Origin of the sequence: Streptomyces sp. NPDC056296, from assembly GCF_042268605.1 — a bacterium.
Lineage (GTDB): Bacteria > Actinomycetota > Actinomycetes > Streptomycetales > Streptomycetaceae > Streptomyces.
This window is the reverse complement of sequence record NZ_JBHJRX010000051.1, coordinates 1-21,686: the sequence shown is the minus strand read 5'-3', so window position 1 is coordinate 21,686 and position 21,686 is coordinate 1. Positions and strand designations below refer to the sequence as shown.

20 protein-coding genes, 2 pseudogenes and 2 riboswitches are annotated in these 21,686 nt (G+C 71.8%); of the genes and pseudogenes, 11 read left to right on the top strand and 11 right to left on the bottom strand.

Going from position 1 to position 21,686, the window contains the following annotated elements:
• The first annotated feature begins 17 nt into the window (after positions 1-17).
• The 4 genes and pseudogenes from ACFCZF_RS30950 to ACFCZF_RS30935 all read left to right on the top strand — a co-directional run bounded on the left by ACFCZF_RS30950 (position 18) and on the right by ACFCZF_RS30935 (position 4,139).
• Positions 18-1,133 (top strand): helix-turn-helix transcriptional regulator, encoded by a 1,116-nt coding sequence (locus ACFCZF_RS30950; protein WP_376674430.1) that lies wholly within the window; start codon positions 18-20, stop codon positions 1,131-1,133.
• A 760-nt stretch (positions 1,134-1,893) separates the two neighbouring features.
• Complete coding sequence (locus ACFCZF_RS30945; protein WP_376674429.1) at positions 1,894-3,309, top strand: MFS transporter; 1,416 nt, start codon at positions 1,894-1,896, stop codon at positions 3,307-3,309.
• A 7-nt stretch (positions 3,310-3,316) separates the two neighbouring features.
• Positions 3,317-3,649: pseudogene (locus tag ACFCZF_RS30940) on the top strand (TetR family transcriptional regulator C-terminal domain-containing protein); the annotation flags it as partial.
• A gap of 334 nt (positions 3,650-3,983) precedes the next feature.
• On the top strand, positions 3,984-4,139 hold the full coding sequence (locus ACFCZF_RS30935; RefSeq protein ID WP_375910979.1) for a hypothetical protein: 156 nt from the start codon (positions 3,984-3,986) through the stop codon (positions 4,137-4,139).
• Between the two features lie 195 nt (positions 4,140-4,334).
• On the opposite strand, the gene ACFCZF_RS30930 is transcribed toward ACFCZF_RS30935, so the two are convergent.
• The gene (locus ACFCZF_RS30930) at positions 4,335-4,991 is read right to left on the bottom strand and encodes a TetR/AcrR family transcriptional regulator (RefSeq protein ID WP_376674428.1); all 657 of its coding nucleotides are present in this window, start codon (positions 4,989-4,991) and stop codon (positions 4,335-4,337) included.
• Between the two features lie 116 nt (positions 4,992-5,107).
• Between ACFCZF_RS30930 and ACFCZF_RS30925 the strand changes: the two genes are divergently transcribed.
• Positions 5,108-5,929 (top strand): SDR family NAD(P)-dependent oxidoreductase, encoded by an 822-nt coding sequence (locus tag ACFCZF_RS30925; protein WP_376674427.1) that lies wholly within the window; start codon positions 5,108-5,110, stop codon positions 5,927-5,929.
• A gap of 64 nt (positions 5,930-5,993) precedes the next feature.
• Positions 5,994-6,198: riboswitch (cobalamin riboswitch) on the top strand.
• Positions 6,199-6,362: 164 nt separating this feature from the next.
• Positions 6,363-8,681 carry a 5-methyltetrahydropteroyltriglutamate--homocysteine S-methyltransferase gene (metE, locus tag ACFCZF_RS30920; protein WP_376674426.1) on the top strand — a complete coding sequence of 773 codons (2,319 nt, stop codon included), beginning with the start codon at positions 6,363-6,365 and terminating at the stop codon, positions 8,679-8,681.
• 83 nt (positions 8,682-8,764) lie between these two features.
• On the opposite strand, the gene ACFCZF_RS30915 is transcribed toward metE, so the two are convergent.
• Positions 8,765-9,175 carry a (2Fe-2S) ferredoxin domain-containing protein gene (locus ACFCZF_RS30915; RefSeq protein WP_375923457.1) on the bottom strand — a complete coding sequence of 137 codons (411 nt, stop codon included), beginning with the start codon at positions 9,173-9,175 and terminating at the stop codon, positions 8,765-8,767.
• Positions 9,176-9,237: 62 nt separating this feature from the next.
• Positions 9,238-9,363: riboswitch (cobalamin riboswitch) on the bottom strand.
• 68 nt (positions 9,364-9,431) lie between these two features.
• Positions 9,432-10,466, bottom strand: a complete 1,035-nt coding sequence (locus tag ACFCZF_RS30910) for a ferric reductase-like transmembrane domain-containing protein (protein WP_376674425.1) — start codon at positions 10,464-10,466, stop codon at positions 9,432-9,434.
• 274 nt (positions 10,467-10,740) lie between these two features.
• Here ACFCZF_RS30910 and ACFCZF_RS30905 point away from each other — a divergent pair, with 274 nt between their 5' ends.
• A complete protein-coding gene (locus ACFCZF_RS30905; RefSeq protein ID WP_376674424.1) occupies positions 10,741-11,514 on the top strand; it encodes a polysaccharide deacetylase family protein in 774 nt (257 codons plus the stop codon).
• A gap of 53 nt (positions 11,515-11,567) precedes the next feature.
• Here the strand turns inward: ACFCZF_RS30905 and ACFCZF_RS30900 are convergent, their stop codons facing one another.
• The 3 genes and pseudogenes from ACFCZF_RS30900 to ACFCZF_RS30890 form a co-directional block, all read right to left on the bottom strand.
• A complete protein-coding gene (locus ACFCZF_RS30900) occupies positions 11,568-12,791 on the bottom strand; it encodes an FG-GAP-like repeat-containing protein (protein ID WP_376674423.1) in 1,224 nt (407 codons plus the stop codon).
• 168 nt (positions 12,792-12,959) lie between these two features.
• Entirely contained in the window at positions 12,960-14,279 is a 1,320-nt protein-coding gene (locus tag ACFCZF_RS30895; RefSeq protein WP_376674422.1) for a phosphatase PAP2 family protein, read from the bottom strand.
• Positions 14,280-14,475: 196 nt separating this feature from the next.
• A pseudogene (locus tag ACFCZF_RS30890) lies at positions 14,476-14,923 on the bottom strand (hypothetical protein).
• 461 nt (positions 14,924-15,384) lie between these two features.
• Between ACFCZF_RS30890 and ACFCZF_RS30885 the strand changes: the two are divergent.
• From ACFCZF_RS30885 to ACFCZF_RS30875, 3 genes are all read left to right on the top strand, one after another.
• Positions 15,385-15,588 (top strand): cold-shock protein, encoded by a 204-nt coding sequence (locus ACFCZF_RS30885; protein WP_003975209.1) that lies wholly within the window; start codon positions 15,385-15,387, stop codon positions 15,586-15,588.
• Between the two features lie 256 nt (positions 15,589-15,844).
• On the top strand, positions 15,845-17,377 hold the full coding sequence (locus ACFCZF_RS30880; RefSeq protein WP_375923470.1) for a DEAD/DEAH box helicase: 1,533 nt from the start codon (positions 15,845-15,847) through the stop codon (positions 17,375-17,377).
• Between the two features lie 62 nt (positions 17,378-17,439).
• Positions 17,440-17,760 (top strand): SCO5918 family protein, encoded by a 321-nt coding sequence (locus ACFCZF_RS30875; RefSeq protein ID WP_376674421.1) that lies wholly within the window; start codon positions 17,440-17,442, stop codon positions 17,758-17,760.
• Between the two features lie 70 nt (positions 17,761-17,830).
• On the opposite strand, the gene ACFCZF_RS30870 is transcribed toward ACFCZF_RS30875, so the two are convergent.
• The 5 genes from ACFCZF_RS30870 to ACFCZF_RS30850 form a co-directional block, all read right to left on the bottom strand.
• Positions 17,831-18,184: a DUF952 domain-containing protein gene (locus ACFCZF_RS30870; protein ID WP_376674420.1), complete on the bottom strand. Its 354-nt coding sequence runs from the start codon at positions 18,182-18,184 to the stop codon at positions 17,831-17,833.
• The gene (locus tag ACFCZF_RS30865) at positions 18,181-18,756 is read right to left on the bottom strand and encodes a hypothetical protein (protein WP_376674419.1); all 576 of its coding nucleotides are present in this window, start codon (positions 18,754-18,756) and stop codon (positions 18,181-18,183) included. The genes ACFCZF_RS30870 and ACFCZF_RS30865 overlap by 4 nt, the downstream gene beginning before the upstream one ends.
• The gene (locus tag ACFCZF_RS30860; RefSeq protein WP_375923481.1) at positions 18,740-19,231 is read right to left on the bottom strand and encodes an RNA polymerase sigma factor; all 492 of its coding nucleotides are present in this window, start codon (positions 19,229-19,231) and stop codon (positions 18,740-18,742) included. Before ACFCZF_RS30860 ends, ACFCZF_RS30865 begins: the two co-directional genes overlap by 17 nt.
• Positions 19,232-19,350: 119 nt before the next feature.
• Positions 19,351-19,956 (bottom strand): class F sortase, encoded by a 606-nt coding sequence (locus ACFCZF_RS30855; RefSeq protein ID WP_376674418.1) that lies wholly within the window; start codon positions 19,954-19,956, stop codon positions 19,351-19,353.
• Positions 19,953-20,330 (bottom strand): sortase-dependent protein, encoded by a 378-nt coding sequence (locus ACFCZF_RS30850; RefSeq protein ID WP_375923485.1) that lies wholly within the window; start codon positions 20,328-20,330, stop codon positions 19,953-19,955. The genes ACFCZF_RS30855 and ACFCZF_RS30850 overlap by 4 nt, the downstream gene beginning before the upstream one ends.
• A 216-nt stretch (positions 20,331-20,546) precedes the next feature.
• On the opposite strand from ACFCZF_RS30850, the gene ACFCZF_RS30845 reads away from it, so the two are divergent.
• On the top strand, positions 20,547-21,548 hold the full coding sequence (locus ACFCZF_RS30845) for an NAD-dependent epimerase/dehydratase family protein (RefSeq protein WP_376674417.1): 1,002 nt from the start codon (positions 20,547-20,549) through the stop codon (positions 21,546-21,548).
• Positions 21,549-21,686: the final 138 nt, after the last annotated feature.

Here is a 21,686-nt window from a genome sequence, read left to right as displayed (position 1 = left end):
CGTCATATTCTGTGGGGGTGAAGTTCGACCGCCTTCTCTCGATCGTGCTGCTGCTCCAGCACCGTCGCCTGGTCCCGGCGAAGGAGCTGGCCGAACGCCTGGAGGTGTCGCAGCGCACCATCTACCGCGACGTCGAAGCGCTGTCGTCGGCCGGTGTTCCGGTGTACGCCGAGCGCGGCAAGGACGGGGGCATCGGGCTGCTGCCCGGTTTCCGCACCGACGTCACCGGCCTGACGACCGACGAGGCGCGCGCACTGTTCGTGCTGGCGTCCCAAAGCGCACACGCGGCGCTCGGCCTGGACCACGCCCTCGGCTCGGCGCTGCGCAAGGTGATGGCCGCGCTGCCCGCACCTCACCGCCCGGCGGCCGAGCTGACCAGCCGCCGCATCCTGGTCGACCCGGAGCGCTGGCATGCCGCGCCCCGCTCCGACACGGACCTGGAGGCGCTGTACGCCGCGGTCCTCAGTGACCGTCGGCTGCACATCCGCTACCGCCACAGCGGCCGGAGCGCGCTGCGCGGCTATACCGTCGACCCGTACGGCTTGGTGGCGAAAGCCGGTGCCTGGTACTTGGTCGCCGACCATCGGAGCAGGCCCCGGCTCTTCCGCACCGATCGGCTGGCGCAGGTCCGCGTCGTCGAGGCCGCGGCACACCGCCGTCCCGGTGTGGAGCTGGACCAGGTCTGGCACATTCTTCGCCGCGAGGTGGAGGACCGCACGACCGGCGTCCGGGTCACCGTGCGGCTGCGCCGCGAGCGGCTGGACATGGTGACCCGTATCGCCGGCAGCTACTTCACCGGACCACCTGTCGCCGAAGCGGGCACCGAGGAGTGGCTGCGGGTGGAGGTGGTCTATCCCGTGGTGGAAGCGGTCCGCCACCTGTTGCAGTTCGGCACCGACGTCCAGGTCGTCGAACCCACCGAGGCCCGTACGGAGATGGCCCGTGTCGTCACCGAGTTGACCGGGCTCTACGGCGTTTCCCGAGTGTCGACTTCGCCAACGCCCTTGCGGGCCGCATCGCCGCCGTCACTGGCCGGGCGCTCTGCTGGTGCGGCCCAAGTCGCCGGACGGGCCATGTCCCACCCGTGCGATCGCGAATCGTCATCCGCGGACCCTCCCCGCGGTACCGGATGACCCAACATGGGCACAACTCCCGTCCGATCCCTCGGCGCCGTGCCCAAAGCGTGCCCCACAGAGCGGACAACCAAGGTCAACAGGGGTGCCATCAGGCTCTGACGCGTGCGGGCGGTACAACGAATCCGTGCAGTTCAGCAGCCCTGTGGACACTCAAGCGCCGTCGCTTCCCAAGCTGAGAGCGCGAGTTCGATTCTCGTCACCCGCTCCACTTTGAACCCCCAGGTCATTGGCCCGGGGGTTTCTTGTCGTCTGGTCCAATCCCAAGGTGACGTGCCCCCCGTGCCCTAACTGCAGGCGGGCGATGCTCGGCTGGGCTCCGCTCATCGACATGGCCTTCCTCGTCGTGACTGCCGCGGCGAAGCGGCACGCCAGGAAGCATCACAGCCAGCAGGCCACCGCAGCCCGCAAGCCGCCGAGCACCTCCGCGCCGCCTATCAGGCCGCCGCTATCCAGCCCATGACCGCACTGAGCCAGCGAGGCCGGCGACTGGCTCCACGTGTTCGGCAACGGCAGGCGAACCTGCTCCACCAAGTGCTGCCGGAGCTGGCCGACCAGATCCAAGCCGAGTCCGCTCGGCCCGCCTTGGCCGCCACACTGGACGACGCCCGGACGTCGAGCCCCGCGTCCTCGGCATCCGCTGCTCCCGGCGAGTACCGGGGGCAGAGCCGGGTGTCTCACATGGTGACACCCGCTTTCCGGAAAGCAAGACGGTTGAGATCGTTGCGGTATCCATGTTTCGCACGTGAAAGACCGAGCAATGCCCGCACCAGTACCCGGTTCAGCCCCGACCCCCGTCAATCCCCGGTCGCGGGTCCTCATCGCGAGCCTCATCGGCACGACGATCGAGTTCTACGACTTCTACATCTACGCGACCGCCGCCGTACTGGTCTTCCCGAAGCTCTTCTTCCCGAGCAGCGATCCGACCACCGCCCTCCTGTCCTCCTTCGCGGTCTTCGGCGCCGCGATGGTCGCCCGGCCGATCGGGGCCGTCTTCTTCGGGCACCTCGGTGACCGGCTCGGCCGCAAGAAGACGCTGGTGCTCTCGCTCCTCACCATGGGCATCGCCACCTTCCTCATCGGCGTACTGCCCACCTACGCGCAGGCCGGCTGGATCGCCACCGGGCTGCTGGTGCTGATGCGGCTCGCGCAGGGCTTCGCGCTCGGCGGCGAGTGGAGCGGGGCGGCGCTGGTCGCGACCGAGAACGCACCCAGCGGCAAGCGCGCCCTGTACGGCACCTTCCCGCAGCTCGGCGCCCCGCTCGGCTTCATCATCGGCAACGGCCTGTTCCTGATCATCGGCGCGCTGCTGCCGTCCGCGGCCGGCGCCGACCCCACCCAGCCGTCCGAGGCCTTCACCAGCTGGGGCTGGCGCATCCCGTTCCTGTTCTCCGCCGTGATGGTCGCGATCGGCCTGTGGGTGCGCTCGCGGCTCGTGGAGTCGGCGGTGTTCACCAAGACCCGGCAGACCGGGAAGGTGCGGAAGCTGCCGCTGGCCACGGTCGTCCAGGGGCACTGGAAGCAGCTGATCCTCGGCACCTTCATCATGCTGGCGACGTACGTGCTCTTCTACCTGATGACCACGTTCTCGCTGAGCTACGGCCGCACCGCCGAGGACGCCGACGTGCCGGGACTCGGCTACAGCTACACCACCTTCGTACTGATGATGATCTTCGGCGTGCTGTTCTTCGCCGTGTTCACCCTGGTCTCCGGCCCGCTCGCGGACAAGTACGGGCGGCGCACCACCCTGATCCGGGTCACCGCCGCGATCGTGGTCTTCGGCCTGGTCTGGGTGCCGCTGATCGGCCTCGGCACGCTCGGCGTGGTGCTGTGGCTGGTGCTCGGCTTCACGCTGATGGGCATGACGTTCGGCCCGATGGGCGCGCTGCTGCCCGAACTGTTCCCGACCAGCGTGCGCTACACCGGTTCCGGCATCTCGTACAACGTCAGCTCGATCCTGGGCGCGGCCGTCGCCCCGTTCATCGCGGTGGCGCTGTGGGAGGCCGGGGACGGATCGCCGTGGCTGGTCGGCGTCTACCTCTCCGCGATGGCGGTACTGACGCTGACCGCGCTGCTGCTCGGCAAGGAGACCAAGGACGTCTCCCTGGACGAGGGCGAGGCCGCGCCGGTCGGCGAGGACGCCCCGGCGGCCCCGGCCACCACCGCCGCCCCCTGATCCGACGGCGTTGCCGACCGACGAGGAGAGCCGTGTCTTCCACCACCTCTACACCTCGTACGCAGTCCTGGCCGTGACCGACCGGACGCTCGCGGCCCAGCCCTTCATCAAGGACCCCGATGCCGCCGAAGCCGCCCTGACCGACATCCTCCGGCAGGCGCAGGGAGCGGATCTGCTGCGGCCCGGTGTGGACGCGCGGTTGACTGCGGCCGGCCTGCTCGCGATGTCCGCGGGGCTCGGCACCAGCATCCTCGTCGGGCAGCGCGGCCCCGAGTCCGCCGTCGCGGTCCTGGACGACCAGCTCGACCGCGTCTTCCGCACCGTCGATGCGGTCGGCTGACGTAGGAACCGTTCGCAGGCTCCTGCCGCGCCGAAGTCGAGGAGGAGTGGTCACCTTCAGCGACGCACGTCCTTTTCCGGGTGCTGCCGCCCGGCATGGCCTTCGCATTGGTCGGCGCTTCTGAGGAATCGGCTTGATGGAGGTTGGTGACGAGGAGTGCGCGTACACCGTCCGGAACCGGGTAATCGGTGGACCGCAGAGGAACACTCACTCCTCCGAATCGGATACCAGCACCTCAGCAGTGGCCGGGCTGGGCGCATGCCTGTCGGGACAATGAGCGAGATCCACAAATACGCGCTCACGTGTCGAGAAGACTCGAGAGAATGGAATCACAATGATTGTCATCGGCCTCATCCTCCTCATCATCGGAATACTGGTAGGAATCTCCCTACTGACGACGATAGGCGGGATCTTGATAGTCGTCGGCGCGGTTCTGTGGATTCTCGGCGCCACAGGGCGTGCCGTCGGCGGACGAAAGCACTACTTCTGACCCAGGTGCCGACTGACGAACGCTCTGCCCTGCGGTGGAGGGCGCCTCGCCGGCCGGCGGGGCGCCCTTGTGGTGCCGGGCCGGGCCGTCGGCCACTTGTGGACCTCGGTGCAGTTCGGGTCGGCGCCGCGGCCCTCGCCGTAAGCTGCTCCAGCTTCCCGCTCGCCCAGACTTCACCGGGCGCCTGTGTTCCCCCTACGCCACCCTCGGCGAGGACACGGCATCCGGCCTTGAACGGCGGGGGCCACCGGCGGGCGGGCCGAAAGCCCTGAGGGTCGCGTCGACGAGTGAGTCGGCGTAGGCGGCGGTCAGCGGGCCGCTGCGGTGCAGCCACCGCTGGAAGAGGGGGGCGTAGAGCACTTCGAGGGCCAGGTCGAGGTCGGCGTCGGCAGCGAGCTGGCCGGCTTCCTGGGCGCTGCGCAAGCGTGCCTTCTTCGCCTCGTCCAGCGGCCGGGCCAGCTTCTCGTGGTACTCGGCCGCCAGCGCGGCATCGTTGGAGATCTCGGTGTTGAGGGCCCGGATCAGCCTGTCGAAGGACGGGTCGGCGAACTCCTGTGCCGTGGCACGCAGGACGAGCTTGAGGTCCGCCTCGACGTCACCCGTGTCCGGCAGCGCGACCGACTGCCCGTCCGCGTCCGCACTCAGATCCAGGAGGGCGGCGAAGACGACCGCGCTCTTCGACGGCCACCGCCGGTAGATCGTCTGCTTGCCGACGCCGGCCCGGGTGGCGATGGCCTCGACGGTGACCTTCTCGTACGCCTCCTCCACGACCAGGGCGCGGGTCGCCGCGAGGATCGCCTGCCGGGACCGTTCCTTGCGCCGGGAGTGGTCCGGCCCCTTCTCGTTGGACATGCGCCCAGTCTAGGCGCCAAGAGAAACGAGACGGACCGTATTGAAAAGCCGAGAGGGATCCTCTAAGCTCTGAACGAACCGAGACGAGCCGTTTCGTTTACTGAGAGTGAGGCAGTGTGACGCGTGCAAGAGTCTGGCTCATCACCGGAGCCTCCCGCGGCCTGGGCAGGGCTTTCACCGAGGCCGCGCTGGCGGGCGGCGACCGGGTGGTCGCCGCCGCCCGCAACGTCGGTCCCCTGGAGGAACTGACCGAGAAGTACCCCGACCACCTGGTTCCTCTTTCGCTGGATGTCACCGACCGCCAGGGCGTGTTCGACGGCGTTGAGCGCGCGGCAGGCGCCTTCGGCAGGCTGGACGTCGTCGTCAACAACGCCGGCGCGATGCTCTACGGCATGGTGGAGGAAGCCACGGAGGAGCAGATCCGGGCGCACATGGACGTGAACTTCTTCGGCGCCGTGTGGGTGGCCCAGGCGGCCCTTCCTCACCTGCGCGCCCAGGGCGGGGGCCGGCTCCTCCAGGTCACCTCGATGGGCAGCGGCGGCGGCATGGCCACCGTCGGCTTCTACGGCGCGGGCAAGGCCGCACTGGACTCGGTCAGCGAGGCGCTCGCGATGGAGGTCGAGGGGTTCGGCGTCAAGGTCACCATCGTGCAGATGGGCGGCTACGAGACCGGCCTGTTCACCGCGGGCACCACGAACACCGAACCCCTGGCGCGGTATCAGCCCCTGCGCACCGAGATGGAGGCGATGTGGGGCGACGCCGTCGCCCCGGGCCCGGAGACCGCCGCCCCGGTCATCATGGAGCTGGCCGCGCTGCCGGACCCGCCCCGACGGCTCATAGTCGGCAGCCAGTCCTTCGATCACGTACTGGAGATGGGCCGGGCCCAGGCGGATCTGTACCGGTCCTGGGAGCACCTCAGCCGAACCGCCCCTGGCTGACCGGTCCGCACGCCACGGTAGGCTGGCGAGCGCAGCTGGTTCGCCCCGTCCTCCCCCACGGCCCAAAAGGCTTGGGGGCCCTGGCGGGAGCGTCGTAAGAGGGAACCCGGTGGGAATCCGGGACTGCCCCGCAGCGGTGAGCGGGAACGACCGCCGTCATCAGCACTGGACCCGGTGAACAGGGTCTGGGAAGCGACGGCCAGTAGATGTCTCGTACGACTGAGACGTGCCCGTGAGTCCGAAGACCTGCCCGTTGCCCGCGTACGGACGACTCGTGCGCGGACATCCCGGTGACCTCGTGGGCGGGTCGGCGTACATACCAGGCGGACGACCGCGCTGTGCCGCGCGACGTCGATCCCGCCCGGTCGTCACCCCTTCGCGCTCTCGTCCCGTCCCCGGGATCTCAGGGATTCATCTCGCGAAGGAGATCTCCGTGACCAGCAAGTCCGCGGCCGCGGCAGCACGGGCCACCGTGTACGGCTATCCCCGCCAGGGCCCGAACCGGGAACTGAAGAAGGCGATCGAGGGCTACTGGAAGGGCCGCGTCACCGCCGAAGCCCTCCACTTGGCCGCCGCCGAACTGCGCGCCGCCAACTGGCGGCAGCTCGCCGAGGCCGGCATCGGCGAGGTCCCGACCGGCGACTTCTCGTACTACGACCACGTCCTCGACACCACCGTCATGGTCGGCGCGGTCCCCGCCCGCCACCGCGACGCCGTCGCCGCCGACGCGCTGGACGGCTACTTCGCCATGGCCCGCGGCACCCAGGACGTCGCGCCGCTGGAGATGACCAAGTGGTTCGACACCAACTACCACTACCTGGTGCCCGAACTGGGCCCGGACTCGGTGTTCACCGCCGACTCGGCCAAGCAGGTGGCCGAGCTGAAGGAGGCCCTCGGGCTCGGGTTGAGCGCCCGCCCGGTACTGGTCGGGCCGGTCACCTACCTGCTGCTCGCCAAGCCCGCCCCGGACGCGCCCGCGGACTTCGAGCCGCTCACCCTGCTGGACCGGCTGCTGCCCGTGTACGCCGAAGTCCTCGCCGACCTGCGCGCGGCCGGCGCCGAGTGGGTGCAGCTCGACGAGCCCGCCCTGGTCGAGGACCGCGCCCCGGCCGAACTGAACGCCGCCGCCCGCGCCTACCGCGACCTCGGCGCCCTCGACGACCGGCCGAGGCTCCTGATCGCCTCCTACTTCGACCGCCTCGGCGAAGCCCTGCCCGTCCTGGCCAACGCCCCCGTCGACGGACTCGCCCTGGACTTCACGGACGCCGCGGCCGCCAACCTCGACGCCCTCGCGGCCGTGGGCGGGCTGCCCGGCAAGCGCCTGGTCGCCGGTGTCGTCGACGGCCGCAACGTCTGGATCAACGACCTGGAGCAGTCCCTCGCCACCCTCGCCACCCTGCTCGGCCTGGCCGACCGGGTCGACGTGGCCGCCTCCTGCTCCCTCCTCCACGTCCCCCTCGACACGGCCGCCGAACGGGACACCGACCCCCAGATCCTGCGCTGGCTCGCCTTCGCCCGCCAGAAGGCGGGCGAGATCGTCACCCTCGCCGAGGGCCTGACCCTCGGCACCGACACGATCACCGCCCGACTGGCCGCGAACCGGGCCGACCTCGCCGCCCGGGTGAACTCCCCCATCACCCACGACCCCGCCGTCCGCGCTCGCGCCTCCGCCGTCACGGACACCGACACCCGGCGCCCCCAGCCCTACCCCGAGCGGGCCACCGCCCAGCGCGCCGCCCTCGGCCTGCCGCTCCTGCCGACCACCACCATCGGCTCGTTCCCGCAGACCGGCGAAGTGCGTACCGCCCGCGCCGACCTGCGCGCGGGCCGCATCGGCACGGCAGGCTACGAGGAGCGCATCAAGGCCGAGATCCAGGAGGTCATCGCCTTCCAGGAGAAGACCGGCCTCGACGTCCTCGTGCACGGCGAGGCCGAACGCAACGACATGGTGCAGTACTTCGCCGAACAGCTGACGGGGTACCTGGCCACACAGCACGGCTGGGTGCAGTCCTACGGCACCCGTTACGTCCGCCCACCGATCCTTGCCGGTGACGTCTCCCGGCCCGAACCGATGACGGTGCGCTGGACGACGTACGCCCAGTCGCTCACCTCTCGCCCCGTCAAGGGCATGCTCACCGGGCCGGTCACCATGCTCGCCTGGTCCTTCGTCCGCGACGACCAGCCCCTCGGCGACACCGCCCGCCAGGTCGCCCTCGCCCTGCGCGACGAGGTGAACGACCTGGAGGCGGCCGGCGGTTCGGTCATCCAGGTGGACGAGCCCGCGCTGCGCGAGACCCTCCCGCTGCGCGGAGCCGACCGCCCGGCCTACCTGGCGTGGGCCACCGAGGCCTTCCGGCTCAGCACGAGCGGCGTACGCCCGGACACCCAGATCCACACCCACATGTGCTACGCCGAGTTCGGTGACGTCGTCCAGGCCATCGACGACCTCGACGCCGACGTCATCAGCCTGGAGGCGGCGCGCTCCCACATGCAGGTCGCCCGCGAACTCGCCACCCACGGCTACCCGCGCGAGGCGGGCCCCGGCGTCTGGGACATCCACTCCCCGCGCGTGCCCGGCGCGGACGAGATGGCCGACCTGCTGCGCACCGGGCTGAAGGCCATCCCCGCCGAGCGGCTGTGGGTCAACCCCGACTGCGGCCTGAAGACCCGCGGCCGGCCCGAGACCCGTGCCTCTCTGGAGAACCTGGTCGCCGCCGCCCGCACGGTCCGCGGCGAGTTGCCCACCTCCTGACCGCCGGCGCCCACGGCCGGAACCCGTTCCCGGGACCCGGCCGTGGACGCGGGCCCGGTTCGGCCGCCCGGCCGGTGCCGATGTCAGCCGGCGGCGCGGCGGCGCCTTGGCGGGCTGAAGGCGTAGAGGTCCAGGATCTCCGGGCGGGGCGCCACGCCGGGGCCGCCGGCGCGGGCCCACGCGGCCACGTCCTCGGTCCCGTCCGGGTCGTTGACCAGCCCGAGCCAGACTGGCCGCGCCCCGGCGGCCCGGCCCTCGGCGGAGGGCTGTACGACGATGACGTTGGCCTGGTCGCAGACGTCGAGGCAGTCGGAGACCCGTACCGGCGCCGCGGCGCGCAGGCGCTCCGTCTGGGCCGCGTGGTCGACGCCGGTCACTTTGGGGCTGCCGCAGCAGCAGTCGCGGCAGACGACGATGCGGCACGGCACGGGGCCGGTAGCCGTGGCGGACGGCCACGCGTCGTCTGTCGTCGGTCCGGTCGGCGTTGCGGGCATGCGGTGCCGTCCCTCTCTCCGGGGAGATCCGCCCCGGTGGTCCGTCGAGGAGGCGACCGCGTGAGTCTCCTGGCTCTCGGGTCGATGCTCGTCCCGGCCTTCCCACCCGTTGCCGGACAGTGGCCTGTCGGGACTCGCTCGCCGATCACAGTGGCGGGACCGCGCCGGATTCACACCGGCTTCCTCGTCCGCCGTCGCCTTGTCGCCGGCCATCATCCCATCCGGGCGGGACGGTCCGCCCGCCCGGATCAGGCCGTCATTCCGTCTCGTGGGCGTGCGGTGCCGTCGCGGGCGGATCGGCCGGACGGTCCCGTCCGCCGTCGCGGCCGGACACCACCACGACGACGAGTCCGACGACGACGGCTCCGGCGACGACCCGTCCCGCCGCGCGCGCCCACCAGGCGGGCCGGGCCGCGCCCGCGCGTCCCCCTGGCGTGCCCAGCCGCTCGGCCCGCCGGGCCGGTTTCAGCAGACGTAGCAACAGCAGGGCCGCCACCGGCAGTTGTAGCAGCCACAGCACGGTGCGCGGCCACTCTCCGTACCAGACGTTGGTTCCGTACAGCAGGGTGTGCCACACGCTCAGCACGTACACGACGATCACGAACCGGTGCAGCCGTCGCCACGCGTTCGCTCCGATGCGGTGCCGGACGTAGAACAGCAGCCCCAGCGGTATCGCCAGGTACAGGGCGCCCTGGCCGAGCGGGATGGCGACCTGGCCGGTGCCGGAGTCGTACCAGCCGGGCACGAAGCTGTCCGCGAAGGCCACCCACAGCCGCTCGGCCCAGTCCACCTTCGTCTCGTAGCGGACGAGTTCGGCGGCGAACATCAGCGCGTGCGCGAACATCAGGGCCATCGTCGTCAGGCTCGTGGTGCGGTGCCAGCGCTCCAGTACGTGGCGGGAGACCGGCAGCCGGGTGGTGCGCGGTCCCGACAGCAGCAGACCGAGCGTGACCGTGCCCCAGGCCCACAGCAGTCCCGACCATCCGAACGCCTGGCTGAGCAGGTACATCCAGTAGGTGCCGGGGTCGTTCATGAACGGCATGACGGCGACGGTGTCCGAAGTACCCGACTCCATGCGCGCGTACAGGAACGCGAACACGAGCGCCGTGACCACCACCGCCGCGGTGGCGTCCGGGAGGGCGGAGCGCAGGTCGCCGCGCAGGGCGACGCGGTCGGCGGGAGGCCGCTGCCGTCCGGGCCGGGCCGCTGTCCCTGTCTCCGTCGCCCCTGTCCCTGTCCCTGTCTCCGTCGCCCCTGTCCCGTCTTCGTCCGGGCTCGCGTCTGGCAGCATCAGGGCCTCCCGGGCACGGGCCACCGCACGGACGGGGCGCATGTGGCGTGGGGCAACAAGTCTGGCTGCGGGGACGGCGAACACCGAGGGGATATCCGGCCAGAGCGCGGCGCAGGTGACGTTTGCGGCCCGCGGGATGCCCGGTTGTCCGCGAACTTCCCCGGATTTGTCCGTGATCGGTAACGGACGCAGCCCCTGGGCACCTTTCCCCGTCCTCCCAGGTGATCCCGACGGTGGTGGGGATCGGCGGGAGACTACGCGAAGGCGGGCGGACATGGCACGGCACAGCGGCGGGCGGGGCTGGTACGGCAAGGTGGTCGGGGCGGCTCTCGGGGTGACGGTGCTCGCCGTCGGTGCCTCGGTGTGGACCGCGCAGGCCGACGCCGTGGGTGGCTCGTCGCCGAAGGCGACCGCGTCGCCCACGCCGGGCAGTGACGTCAAGCGGGTCGCGGCGACCATCGCGCACGCCTCGGACAAGGGGGCGCGCGGCGTCAACATCACCATCGACGACGGCCCCGACCCCGCGTGGACCCCTCAAGTGCTGGACCTGCTGCGCGAGTACGGGGTGAAGGCCACGTTCTGCGTGACGGGGACGCAGGCGCAGGCCCACCCCGACCTCGTGCAGGATGTCGTCGCGGCCGGGCACCGGCTGTGCGACCACACGGTGTCGCACGACACCGCCATGGACAGGAAGTCCGAGGCCTACCAGTCCCAGGAGATCCTCGACGCCGAGCGCATGATCACCAAGGCGTCCGGGGGCGTGCGCCCGATGTACTACCGGGCACCCGGCGGGGCCTTCACCCCCTACAGCCGCGAGCTGGCCGCCTCCCGGGGCATGCGCCCGCTGGGCTGGAACGTGGACACCAAGGACTTCGAGCGGCCGGGCGCGGACGCCATCGTCGAGACCGTGCGGCGGGAGCTGCCCAACGGGCCGACGATCCTCTTCCACGACGCGGGAGGAGACCGCTCCCAGACGGTCGAGGCCCTGCGCCGCGTCCTGCCCTGGCTCAAGGAGCAGGGCTACTCCTTCGGCTTCCCGGTGCGTTGAGCCCGGCGCCGCCGAGAAGGGCCTCCGCTCATGGCAAAGGCCCTTCTCCCGGATCAGAAGGCGCCGTTCAGGTGCCACCAGTCGGTGGCTGTCACGATTCCCCGTTCCAGTGCGCCTGTTCCGCGGCCCTTGTACACGAGTTGGCAGCCGACGCCCCGGCACTCCTCGCTGATGAAGCCGCTGTTGGTGATGGTGACGAGGTCGGTGCGGCCGTCGCCGGTGACGTCACCCAGGCCGAGGAGGGCGTCCATGACGTTCCAGCCGCCGGTGCCGATCAGCTTGCGGGAGCCGAGCGCGCCGGTGGAGCTGCCGGGGTAGAGGTACAGCTTGCCGGTGGCCGCCTCGCGGGCGTAGAGGTCGGGGTGGCCGTCGCCGTTGGTGTCGCCCATGCCGACGAGTGCGTTCATGGCGTTCCAGCCACCGGTGCCGATCAGCTTGCGGGAGCCGAGAGCACCGGTGGACGTGCCGGCGTAGAGGTACAGCTTGCCGGTGGACTTCTCGGCGGCGATCAGGTCGGAACGGCCGTCGCCGGTGAGGTCGCCGGAGGCGGTGATCTCGCGCATGCCGTTCCAGCCGCCGGTGCCGATCAGCTTGCGGCTGCCGAGCGAGCCGCTGCCCGTGCCGGGGTAGAGCCAGAGCCTGCCGGTGGACGCCTCGCGGGCGATGACGTCCTCGCGGCCGTCACCGGAGAAGTCGCCGTGCCGGGTCAGGTCACTCATCGCGTTCCAGCCGCCCGTGCCCACCAGTCGTCCGGTGCTGTCGCCCGGCAGGAACCAGAGGCGGCCCGCCTTGTCCCGGACGAGGACGTCGGCCCGGCGGTCGGCGTTCAGGTCACCGAAGCCCGCCGACCGGAGCGCGGTCGGCGCGTACCACTGCGGATGGACCGGGGCGGAGCACTCCCGCGCGGTACGGACGAACTTCACCGAACTGACGGCGCCGCCCCCGTTGCCCCACTCGGTGCCCGCGGGGTCGGGGTTCCACACGGAGACGCCGGCGGTGGACTGACCGTAGTCCGGGTCGTCGTAGAGGCAGGCGAACCTGGACGTGCGGTTCACGACCGCCCGGAAGGTGTTGTCCCACCCTCCGAGCTTCGTCTTGTCGGTATTCGTCCTGTACATGGTGCCGGTGCCGGCGTACGTCTTCCAGGCACAGAAATAGCCCTTCGGGCAGTCGCTGATCGCTGCCTGGGCGGGTGTCACTCCCGTGCCGAGGAACCCGAACGAGAGCCCCAGCGTCGTGGCCAGCGCGGCCAGGCGCCGAAGCGGTGGTATGCGCATGTCTTCCCTCCCTGACGCGGCGCGGAGAACACACTCAACGCGCCGCGCGAGGAAGATATACCGTCGGCGCGGACCACTCCGCCGCGCGGGTCGCCATCGGGCCCCGGGCTCCGGACCCTCGGTCTCCGGGGCACTCCCCGGGCAGTCTCCCGACGCGAGGCAGGTCGCTCAGGCCAGTTCGAGTTGCGGTTCCGGTCGCTGCACCGGTGCCGCGGTCTTCGGTTCCCACCGTTTGACGGTCCGCGCGTAGCCGTAGACGACCGACGCCATCGCCAGAATGAGAAGTGGCCCGGCGATCAACGGGTGTTCGGCCATCTCCTTCGGCAGGTAGCGGGTCGTCACCAGCAGCGCGGTGAAGACCAGCGCCCCGTATACGACCAACTGGATTCCCTGCCGGTCCCAGCCGCGGTCGAGCGAGCGCAGTCCCGCCTCGATCGTGACCGCGAACACCACGCCGGCCACGAGGTCGATTCCGTAGTGGTAACCGAATCCCAGCGTCGCGGTGAGGGTGGCGATAAGCCAAAACGTTCCTGCGAAGCGCAGGAAACGGGGGGCCTTTCGGGAATGGATGAATATCACGGTGGCCCACGCCGTGTGCAGGCTGGGCATGCAGTTGCGCGGCGTCAGCTCGTCGTACGTCCACGGCTGCGGGGCACCGAGCGGCGGTGGCGTGTCCGGCCACAGGTTGGCCATCGCCCACTGCTCGCCGCCGGTGCCGAACGCGCCGGTGCCGTAGGTGAAGACCGGTCCGACGACAGGGAAGATCATGTAGATGGCCGGGCCGAGGAGGCCGATCAGCAGGAAGGTGCGGACCAGGTGGTGGACCGGGAAGCGGCGCTCGGCCGCCACGTGGCGCAGCTGGTACAGCGCCACGACGACGGCGGCCACCGCGAGTTGGGCGTAGACCCAGTCGAGAACATGGGCACCGACCGGTCCGGTGGCCTCGACGGCTCGCCCCACCAGCCACGACGGGTTGCCCAGCGCGTGATCGGCGACCGCCACGTACGGGTCGAGCACGTCCGGGCGGGTCTTCGACGTGATCAGCAGCCAGGCGTCGCCGGTCTTGCGGCCGGCCACCAGGAGCAGGCCCAGTCCGACGCCCTTCAGCAGCAGGACGCGTTCCTGGCCGGTGCGGCGCGTGACGGCGATGACCGCGACGCCCAGGATCACCCACAGCGCGCCGTTGCCGAAGGAGTGGCCCTCGGTCACCCTGGCGTCGGCCGCCCACCGCACCAGTGCGACGGCGACGTCGATTCCGACCGCGACACCGGCCGCGATGAACCGTTGCCGCCAGGTGAGCACCACCATCATCAACGCCATACTGGCGTACAGCAGCGGCCCCGATGCGGGGGCGAATATCAACTCCTGCGCCTGATGGGTAATCGGGCCGGGCAGGCCGTAGCGACGCGCGGCGATCTCCAGCGTGATGAGGAATCCGAGGGCCACCGCGGCCGCCACGGCCCAGAGTCTCGCCCGCGGTTGGCGCAACGCGGAGAACGCGCTTCTGCTACCTATTCGTGAAAACACCCGCAATGCCTTCTTTGTCAATCTTTAGTCGATTTGCCGCTTTCCTGTTCACGAGGAGCAGCCCGTCGGCAGAGAAAGACGGAAAGATTACCTCTCGGGTTCCGTCCTTGTTTCCAGCGGGTCCTTCTTTCCGCGCCGGGCGCCGACCCCCCGCGAGCTACGCGACCGGCCGGGACCCCAGCACCGCGCGGACCACCTCGGCGGACGAGGCCATGACGTCGGCCACGAAACGACGGCGCGCGGTACCGAGCCGGCGCAGGGCCCGGCCGTGGTCGGCGGCGACGACGAGGACGGCGCGTCGTCGGCGCCGTCGCGCAGGGCCCGGTAGTAGCGCAGCGCCACGACCTCCGCGATCATCAGCACCAGCAGTTCGAGGCGCAGGCCCATCAGGCGCCGCAGCCGTACGAAGACGGTGTCGCTCCAGTGACTCGCCAGCGTCGGCATGCCGCCCGCGGCCGGCAGTCGGGCGAGGAGCCGGGCATGGTCCGCTCCTCGGCGACGAAGAGGCGTACGGCGTGCGCGTAGTCGGGGTCGCCCTGCGCCTGCCTGCGCTCCCGCTCGTCCTCGAACCGTCGTGTCCACTCGGCGGGCCCGCCCGCACGCAGCCCGCGACCCCTCTTCCAGGGCACGGCCACCGCGCCCTGGAAGAGGACGACGCGGACGGGCGCCGAACCGTTCCCCTCGACTCAGGGGGACGTGTCCTTTGTCTCGCTACACGCCTCTCGCACCTTTTGCGGCTTTTGCCGCAGACAGCGATGTCGAAGCGGCGCAGACCGTCATCGTGGGAGGTCATGGCGCTGCGGGCGGCGGCCCGGGTGGCGAGACTGCGGTCAGCAGGTAGCAATATCTGCCGTCATGACAGGAGAAATCGGCCGGACGCCCGGGGAATATTCCTCTGTCGGCCAGTCGGAGCAAGATTATCGCCAGCGCCCGGGCGATCACGGCGTGCTACTGTCGTTGGGAGTTGCAGTTGTGGTTGCCTGAAGGTTTTTTCCGACGGGGTGATCATCACGGCGACCGGAGTTCACACAGGGTGAACTCCGAGCACCGTACCGAAGGAGAAAACATGGCTTCCGGCACCGTGAAGTGGTTCAACGCCGAAAAGGGCTTCGGCTTCATCGAGCAGGACGGCGGCGGCCCCGACGTCTTCGCCCACTACTCGAACATCAACGCGCAGGGCTTCCGCGAGCTGCTCGAGGGTCAGAAGGTGACCTTCGACATCGCGCAGGGCCAGAAGGGCCCGACGGCCGAGAACATCACCCCGGCCTGACGCTCACGCATACTTCGCAGCTGGGGCCCGCACCTTGGGGTGCGGGCCCCAGCTCGCCGCGTTTCCGGGCGCAGCGCGCCCCGCGGGGGTTCCCATTCATCCCCGTGCATTCGGTTTTTCCGGTTTCATCAATTCTCCCGGTCCACTCGGCTGTATCCGCCGCGACGACCGGGTCCGGCTCGTTCTTGCGATTCCCTGCGCCGTTCCCTTGCTGCGGGTCTCCCTTGATACGTGCCACATCAAGGAAGGTTCCCCATTGAACCGCGTACGCACCAATGACCGACGACGCTCCGGCGGAGGCGGCCCCCGCCGCTCCCAGACCTCCGGCCGCCGGCCGGCCGCCCCCCAGGGCGGCGAGTTCGCGCTGCCGAAGACGATCACGCCGGCGCTGCCCGCCGTCGAGTCGTTCGCCGAACTCGACATGCCGGCGCGCCTGCTGGCCGCCCTCGCCGGTGAGGGCGTGACCGTGCCGTTCCCGATCCAGGCGGCGACCCTGCCGAACTCCCTGGCCGGCCGCGACGTACTCGGCCGCGGCCGCACGGGCTCGGGCAAGACGCTCGCCTTCGGTCTCGCCCTGCTGTCCCGCACGGCCGGCCGGCGCGCCGAGCCGCGGCGTCCGCTCGCCCTCGTCCTCGTACCCACCCGTGAGCTGGCCCAGCAGGTCACCGACGCGCTCACCCCGTACGCCCGCGCCGTGGGCCTGCGGTCGGCCACCGTGGTCGGCGGCATGTCGATCGGTCGGCAGGCCTCCGCGCTGCGGGGCGGCGCGGAAGTCGTCGTCGCGACGCCCGGGCGGCTCAAGGACCTCATCGACCGGGGCGACTGCCACCTCGGCGACGTCACCATCACCGTCCTCGACGAGGCCGACCAGATGACCGACATGGGCTTCATGCCCCAGGTCACCGCCCTGCTCGACCAGGTCGCTCCCGACGGGCAGCGGATGCTGTTCTCGGCCACCCTGGACCGCAACGTCGACCGGCTGGTCCGCCGCTACCTGACGGACCCGGTGGTCCACTCCGTCGACCCGTCGGCCGGTGCCGTCACCACGATGGAGCACCACGTGCTGCACGTGCACGACACGGACAAGCACCGCACCACCACCGAGATCGCGGCGCGCGACGGCCGGGTGATCATGTTCCTGGACACCAAGCACGCCGTGGACCGGCTGGTGAAGCACCTGCTGAACAACGGCGTCCGCGCCGCGGGCCTGCACGGCGGCAAGTCCCAGCCGCAGCGCACCCGGACCCTCGCCCAGTTCAAGGACGGGCACGTGACGGCCCTGGTGGCGACCAACGTCGCGGCCCGCGGCATCCACGTCGACAACCTCGACCTGGTCGTCAACGTCGACCCGCCCAGCGACCACAAGGACTACCTGCACCGCGGCGGCCGTACGGCCCGCGCCGGCGAGTCCGGCAGCGTCGTCACCCTGGTGACGCCGAATCAGCGACGCGACATGACCCGGCTGATGGCCTCGGCCGGTATCACCCCGCAGGTCACGCCGGTCCGTTCGGGCGAGGCGGAGCTGTCCCGCATCACCGGGGCGCAGGCCCCGTCCGGTGTGCCGGTCGTCATCGCCGTACCGGTCGTGGAGCGCCCGCGGCGCGCCGCGTCCGGCGGGGGTTCCTCGTCCCGTGGCCGTCGCGGCCGCTCGGCACAGGGCCGCACCGGCCAGGGTTCCGCCACCCAGCAGAGCCGGACCGGCCAGGGCCGAGGCACCCAGGGCCGGCCCGCCGGCGAAGCCCCGCGCCGCAGGCCGCGGCGCCAGTCCGCCGGTGGCTCGGCGGCTTAACACCTCCCGGACCGTCGCGAACGGCAAACCCACCCGCCCCATCTCCCCCTTGTGGAGGCATCATGCGCTGTGTCATCGCCCGGTACCCGTTCGACCTCACCAAGGGTGGGGTGCTGGATTCGATGAAGGGTGTCACTCCCGAACCCATCACGGGTGAGTCCGTGACCATCGGCCGCCGCCGCTACCCCGTCAAGCAGGTGGGCGAGGTCGTCACCCGGCAGGACCGTCGCGACTTCTCCAGCGGCGAGGTCACCCGGGCCATGGCCCGCCTCGGCTTCACCTGCCACCCGGACCCCGAGCTCGCGCCCGCGCCTGAGCCGGCCGCCACGCCGGTCCAGACCGCGTCGGCGCTGCTCGGCGGCACACCTCAACAGGACGCGTGACACAGGGGGCGTGACCCCAGGCGGCGTGACACGGAGGGCGTGACACAGAGGGTGTCCGCCCTCTCCCACGTCAGGACAGTCCCGCAGCCCGGCCCCGGTCGTCCCACCGGACCTCCAGCACGCGCTGGACGGCCGCGCGGTCGAGGGGGCCGAGCACGTGCGGGAACAGCGTGCCCTCGGCGATCCCGGGCGGCGGTGCGGGTGCGGCCGCCTCCCACACGCACCTCGCGGTGAGCCGGTCCTCGTCGAGGAGCAGCGCCAGCAGGGGCCGGGGCGCGTCGCGGTAGAAGGCGTCGACGACGGCGAGCGTCGTCTCCTCGTCGGGCGAACAGTGGACGAACCCGTCCTCCGCGAGGGAGGCGGGAGTGTGGGGACGGCCGGGGTCGGCGTTCCATTCGGCGAGCGGCACCACGTGATAGATCATCGTCCGGTTGTAGCAGCCGCGCCGGCGTACTCCGAGGGCGTGGGCACGGTACTCGGCCGTGCCGACGGCTCGGTTCCGGGTGCGCTCGACGGCGTCTGACCGGCGGCGGGCGGGGTGCTCGGCACGGCCGACGGTGCGGAGCCCGGCGTCGGGTGCGATGCCGGGTGGGATGCCGGATGCGATGCCGGGTGCGATGCCGATTTCGGCGCGGTGGACTCGGACGGCTCGGGTGACGGCCCCAGCGAAGGGTCGCGGGGCGGGGCCGGGCTCGGTGGGGTCGTCGGCGTGGGGCCGACGGGAGCCGGGGCCAGTGGCGCCGTAGGACGCGTGGGCGACGCGGGGGCCGTCCAGTGCAACGGCAGCGCGATCAGGGCGGCTGCGGCAGCGGTCGCGGCGGCGCCGGCCGCGGCGCGGAACAGGCGCCGGCGGGACGCCGCCCGGCGGACCGCCTCGTAACGGCCGGGGGGCGGGCCCAGACAGTCGCCGCCCGGACGCAGCACGACCAGCAGCGGATCGTCGTCGTCCCGCTCGAATCCGGGGTCGTCCTGGCCGTCCTCAAGGCGTGTGGTCAAGGCTTCTCCTCAGATGGGCGCGGAGCAGTTCGCGGGCCGCGTGGAGGTCGGCCTTGACGGTTCCTTCCTTGCGTCCGGTCAGCACGGACACCTCCCGGATCGGCATGTCAGCGTAGTAGTGGAGAAGGATCGGCACGCGCAGTCGCTCCGGCAGGGACTGCACGAGCAGGCGCACCGAGGGGTCGGCCTGCTCCGGGTGCGGGCGCACGGCGACCTCCGCGGTGACCCGGCGCACCGCCCGGCGCTCGCGCTCCAGCTTGCGCCAGTGGTCGCGGACGAGGTTGGCGGCGGTGACGTAGAGGAAGCCGCGGGGCTCCTCCACGGACGTCCAGCGGGCCCAGAGCCGGGTGAACGCCTCCGAGGCGATCTCGTGGGCCGTCTCGTCGTCGTCGACGAGACGGCGGCACCAGCCGGCGAGGCGCGGATACAGGGCGGCGAACAGCTCGGACGCCGCCCTGTCACGGGACCGTTTCAACGCTCTCCATGGTCGTGAGGGTATGCGGGACTCGGCGGGACTCGGCAGTACACAGCGGTACTCGGCGGCACTCGGCCGTTCGGCCGTTCGGCCGTTCGGCCGTTCAGTCGCTCAGTCGCTCAGTCGCTCAGCTCCGCGAAGGCGATCACGTTGTCCCGGTACTCCTCGCCGACCCGCGGGCCGCCGCAGGTGATGAGCCGCAACTCCGGGCGGTCCACGTCCCCGTAGACGTCGTCGGTCGGGAAGTCGGCCTTCGCCACCGTCCGTACCGAGGTGACCGTGAACTCCGCCGCCGTGCCGTTCTCCAGGCGCGCCTCGATCCGGTCGCCCCGGTGCAGCCGCGCGAGGCGCCGGAAGACCCCGTCCCCGTGGGTGCCGACCGTGACATGGCCGAGGATGACCGACGGCCCGACCTGACCCGGGGTCGGCGAGTGCCGGTACCAGCCGGCGCGGTCGTCGTCCGTGAGGGGCGGGACCTCCACCGTGCCGTCCGACGCCAGCCCCAGCCGCATCACCGGGGTGTCGACGCCGATGGCCGGGATACGCAGGCCGACCGGGACCGAACGCGCCAGGGGCCGCACCGACTTCACGGAGGCGTGCGACGACGGTGCCGTGGCCGCGGGGCGTGCGGTCTCCCCCGCGTCGTCACCTTGGCCGCCGCTGCAGCCCAGGAGGAGCGCGGCCAGCGCGGTGGTGGCGAGGGCGCGCCTGGAGAGCGGGATCATGCCCCGGTCGCCGCCCGCCGGCGACGTACGACGAAGAGGACCGCGCCGCCCGCGACGAGCACGCCGCCGGCGCCCGCGCCGATGAGCCCTTCGTCGGTCCCGGAGGACGCCGGCGCCGCGACTCCGGTGTCGGGCGCGCCCTCGGGCACGGTGGAGACCTGGCCGTCGGCCGGTGCCTGGGACGGCTCGGCCGCCGGAGCCGGTGAGCTGACGGAGGGCGACGGCGCCTCGCTCGGCTCGGTGCCGGGGCTCGGGGCGCCGGCGGCCGGAGGTGTGGAGGGGACCGGGGTCGGGTCGTCGGCGAAGGCGGGTGCGGTGCCCGCCAGTACGGCGGTGCAGGCCAGGGCCACGGCGCTGAGGATGGTTCGGCGCATCGGGTCGCTCTCTCTCGTCGGTCGGCGCGTGTGTCGCGTGTCGCGTGGGGTTGGGGTGTGGACGCGGATCGGACGGAGAGACGAGGCAGCGGCGAGGCGGGTTGTAAAGGGATGGCAAAGTCGCCGTCGTGCCGCGGCCGTACCCGCTCCTTACGGACTCATGACGTGCCGGGCGGGGCACCCCGCTCGCCGCCGTGGCGGACCTAGCGTGGTCGTATGCGCGTACTGGTCACCGGCGGTGCCGGGTTCATCGGGTCCCATGTCGTGGAGGCGCTGCGGGCGCACGGGCACGAGCCCGTCTGCTACGACGTCCGCGAGGATCCCGGCGCGGACGTGCGCGACCCGGCGGCCGTCGCCCGGGCGCTGGCCGGGGTCGACGCCGTGTGCCACCAGGCGGCGATGGTCGGGCTCGGCAACGGGTTCGCCGACGCGGCGGAGTACGTCTCACGCAACGACCTCGGCACCGCCGTCCTGCTCACCGCCATGGCGGATGCGGGCGTGCGGCGGCTCGTGCTCGCCGGGTCGATGGTCGTGTACGGGGAGGGGCGGTACACGTGCCGCCGGCACGGAGTCGTGCGGCCGGGGCCGCGCGCCGCCGCCGACCTGGACGCGGGCCGGTTCGAGCCCGCGTGCCCGGTGTGCGGCACGGAACTATCCCCCGGGCTGGTCGGCGAGGACTCCCCGGCCGACCCGCGCAACGTGTACGCCACCACCAAGCTGGCCCAGGAGCATCTGGCCGCCGCCTGGGCCCGGACGACCGGCGCGACGGCCGTGTCCCTGCGCTACCACAACGTGTACGGCCCCCGGATGCCGCGCGACACCCCGTACGCCGGTGTCGCCTCCTTCTTCCGTTCCGCGCTCGCCCGCGGCGAGGCCCCGCGTGTCTTCGAGGACGGCCGCCAGCTCCGGGACTTCGTACACGTACGGGACGTGGCCGCGGCCAACGTCGCGGCGCTGGAGGCCGGGTCGCCCGCCGGGACGCTCACCGCGTACAACACCGGCAGCGGTGAGCCGCACACGGTGGGCGAGATGGCCACCGCCCTCGCCGCCGCGTACGGCGGACCCGAGCCCGTCGTCACCGGCGAGTACCGCCTCGGCGACGTCCGCCACATCACCGCCGACTCCTCGCGGCTGCGGGCCGAGGTGGGGTGGCGGCCACGGGTCGGCTTCGGGGAGGGCATGCGGGAGTTCGCGCGGGCGGGGCTGCGCGGGGAGTGAACACGGCGCCTGCCGGGCCCCGCTGCCCCGACGGCAACGGACCGCCGCCGGCGGCACCCGGCGCGCGGCGCGCGGCACGCGGCCCCCGACACCCGGCACGCGGTGCGCGGCACGCAGCCCCGGCCCCCCGGTGCGCGG

Bases quoted from the DNA above. Each gene is read 5' to 3' on its own strand.
- ACFCZF_RS30910 (WP_376674425.1), bottom strand. From the start codon at position 10,466: ATGCTGCCAGACGCGAGCCCGGACGAAGACGGGACAGGGGCGACGGAG.
- ACFCZF_RS30935 (WP_375910979.1), top strand. From the start codon at position 3,984: ATGATTGTCATCGGCCTCATCCTCCTCATCATCGGAATACTGGTAGGA.
- ACFCZF_RS30870 (WP_376674420.1), bottom strand. From the start codon at position 18,184: ATGATCTATCACGTGGTGCCGCTCGCCGAATGGAACGCCGACCCCGGC.
- ACFCZF_RS30845 (WP_376674417.1), top strand. From the start codon at position 20,547: ATGCGCGTACTGGTCACCGGCGGTGCCGGGTTCATCGGGTCCCATGTC.
- ACFCZF_RS30875 (WP_376674421.1), top strand. From the start codon at position 17,440: ATGCGCTGTGTCATCGCCCGGTACCCGTTCGACCTCACCAAGGGTGGG.
- ACFCZF_RS30945 (WP_376674429.1), top strand. From the start codon at position 1,894: ATGCCCGCACCAGTACCCGGTTCAGCCCCGACCCCCGTCAATCCCCGG.
- ACFCZF_RS30915 (WP_375923457.1), bottom strand. From the start codon at position 9,175: ATGCCCGCAACGCCGACCGGACCGACGACAGACGACGCGTGGCCGTCC.
- ACFCZF_RS30900 (WP_376674423.1), bottom strand. From the start codon at position 12,791: ATGCGCATACCACCGCTTCGGCGCCTGGCCGCGCTGGCCACGACGCTG.
- ACFCZF_RS30855 (WP_376674418.1), bottom strand. From the start codon at position 19,956: ATGATCCCGCTCTCCAGGCGCGCCCTCGCCACCACCGCGCTGGCCGCG.
- ACFCZF_RS30850 (WP_375923485.1), bottom strand. From the start codon at position 20,330: ATGCGCCGAACCATCCTCAGCGCCGTGGCCCTGGCCTGCACCGCCGTA.
- ACFCZF_RS30905 (WP_376674424.1), top strand. From the start codon at position 10,741: ATGGCACGGCACAGCGGCGGGCGGGGCTGGTACGGCAAGGTGGTCGGG.
- ACFCZF_RS30930 (WP_376674428.1), bottom strand. From the start codon at position 4,991: ATGTCCAACGAGAAGGGGCCGGACCACTCCCGGCGCAAGGAACGGTCC.
- ACFCZF_RS30885 (WP_003975209.1), top strand. From the start codon at position 15,385: ATGGCTTCCGGCACCGTGAAGTGGTTCAACGCCGAAAAGGGCTTCGGC.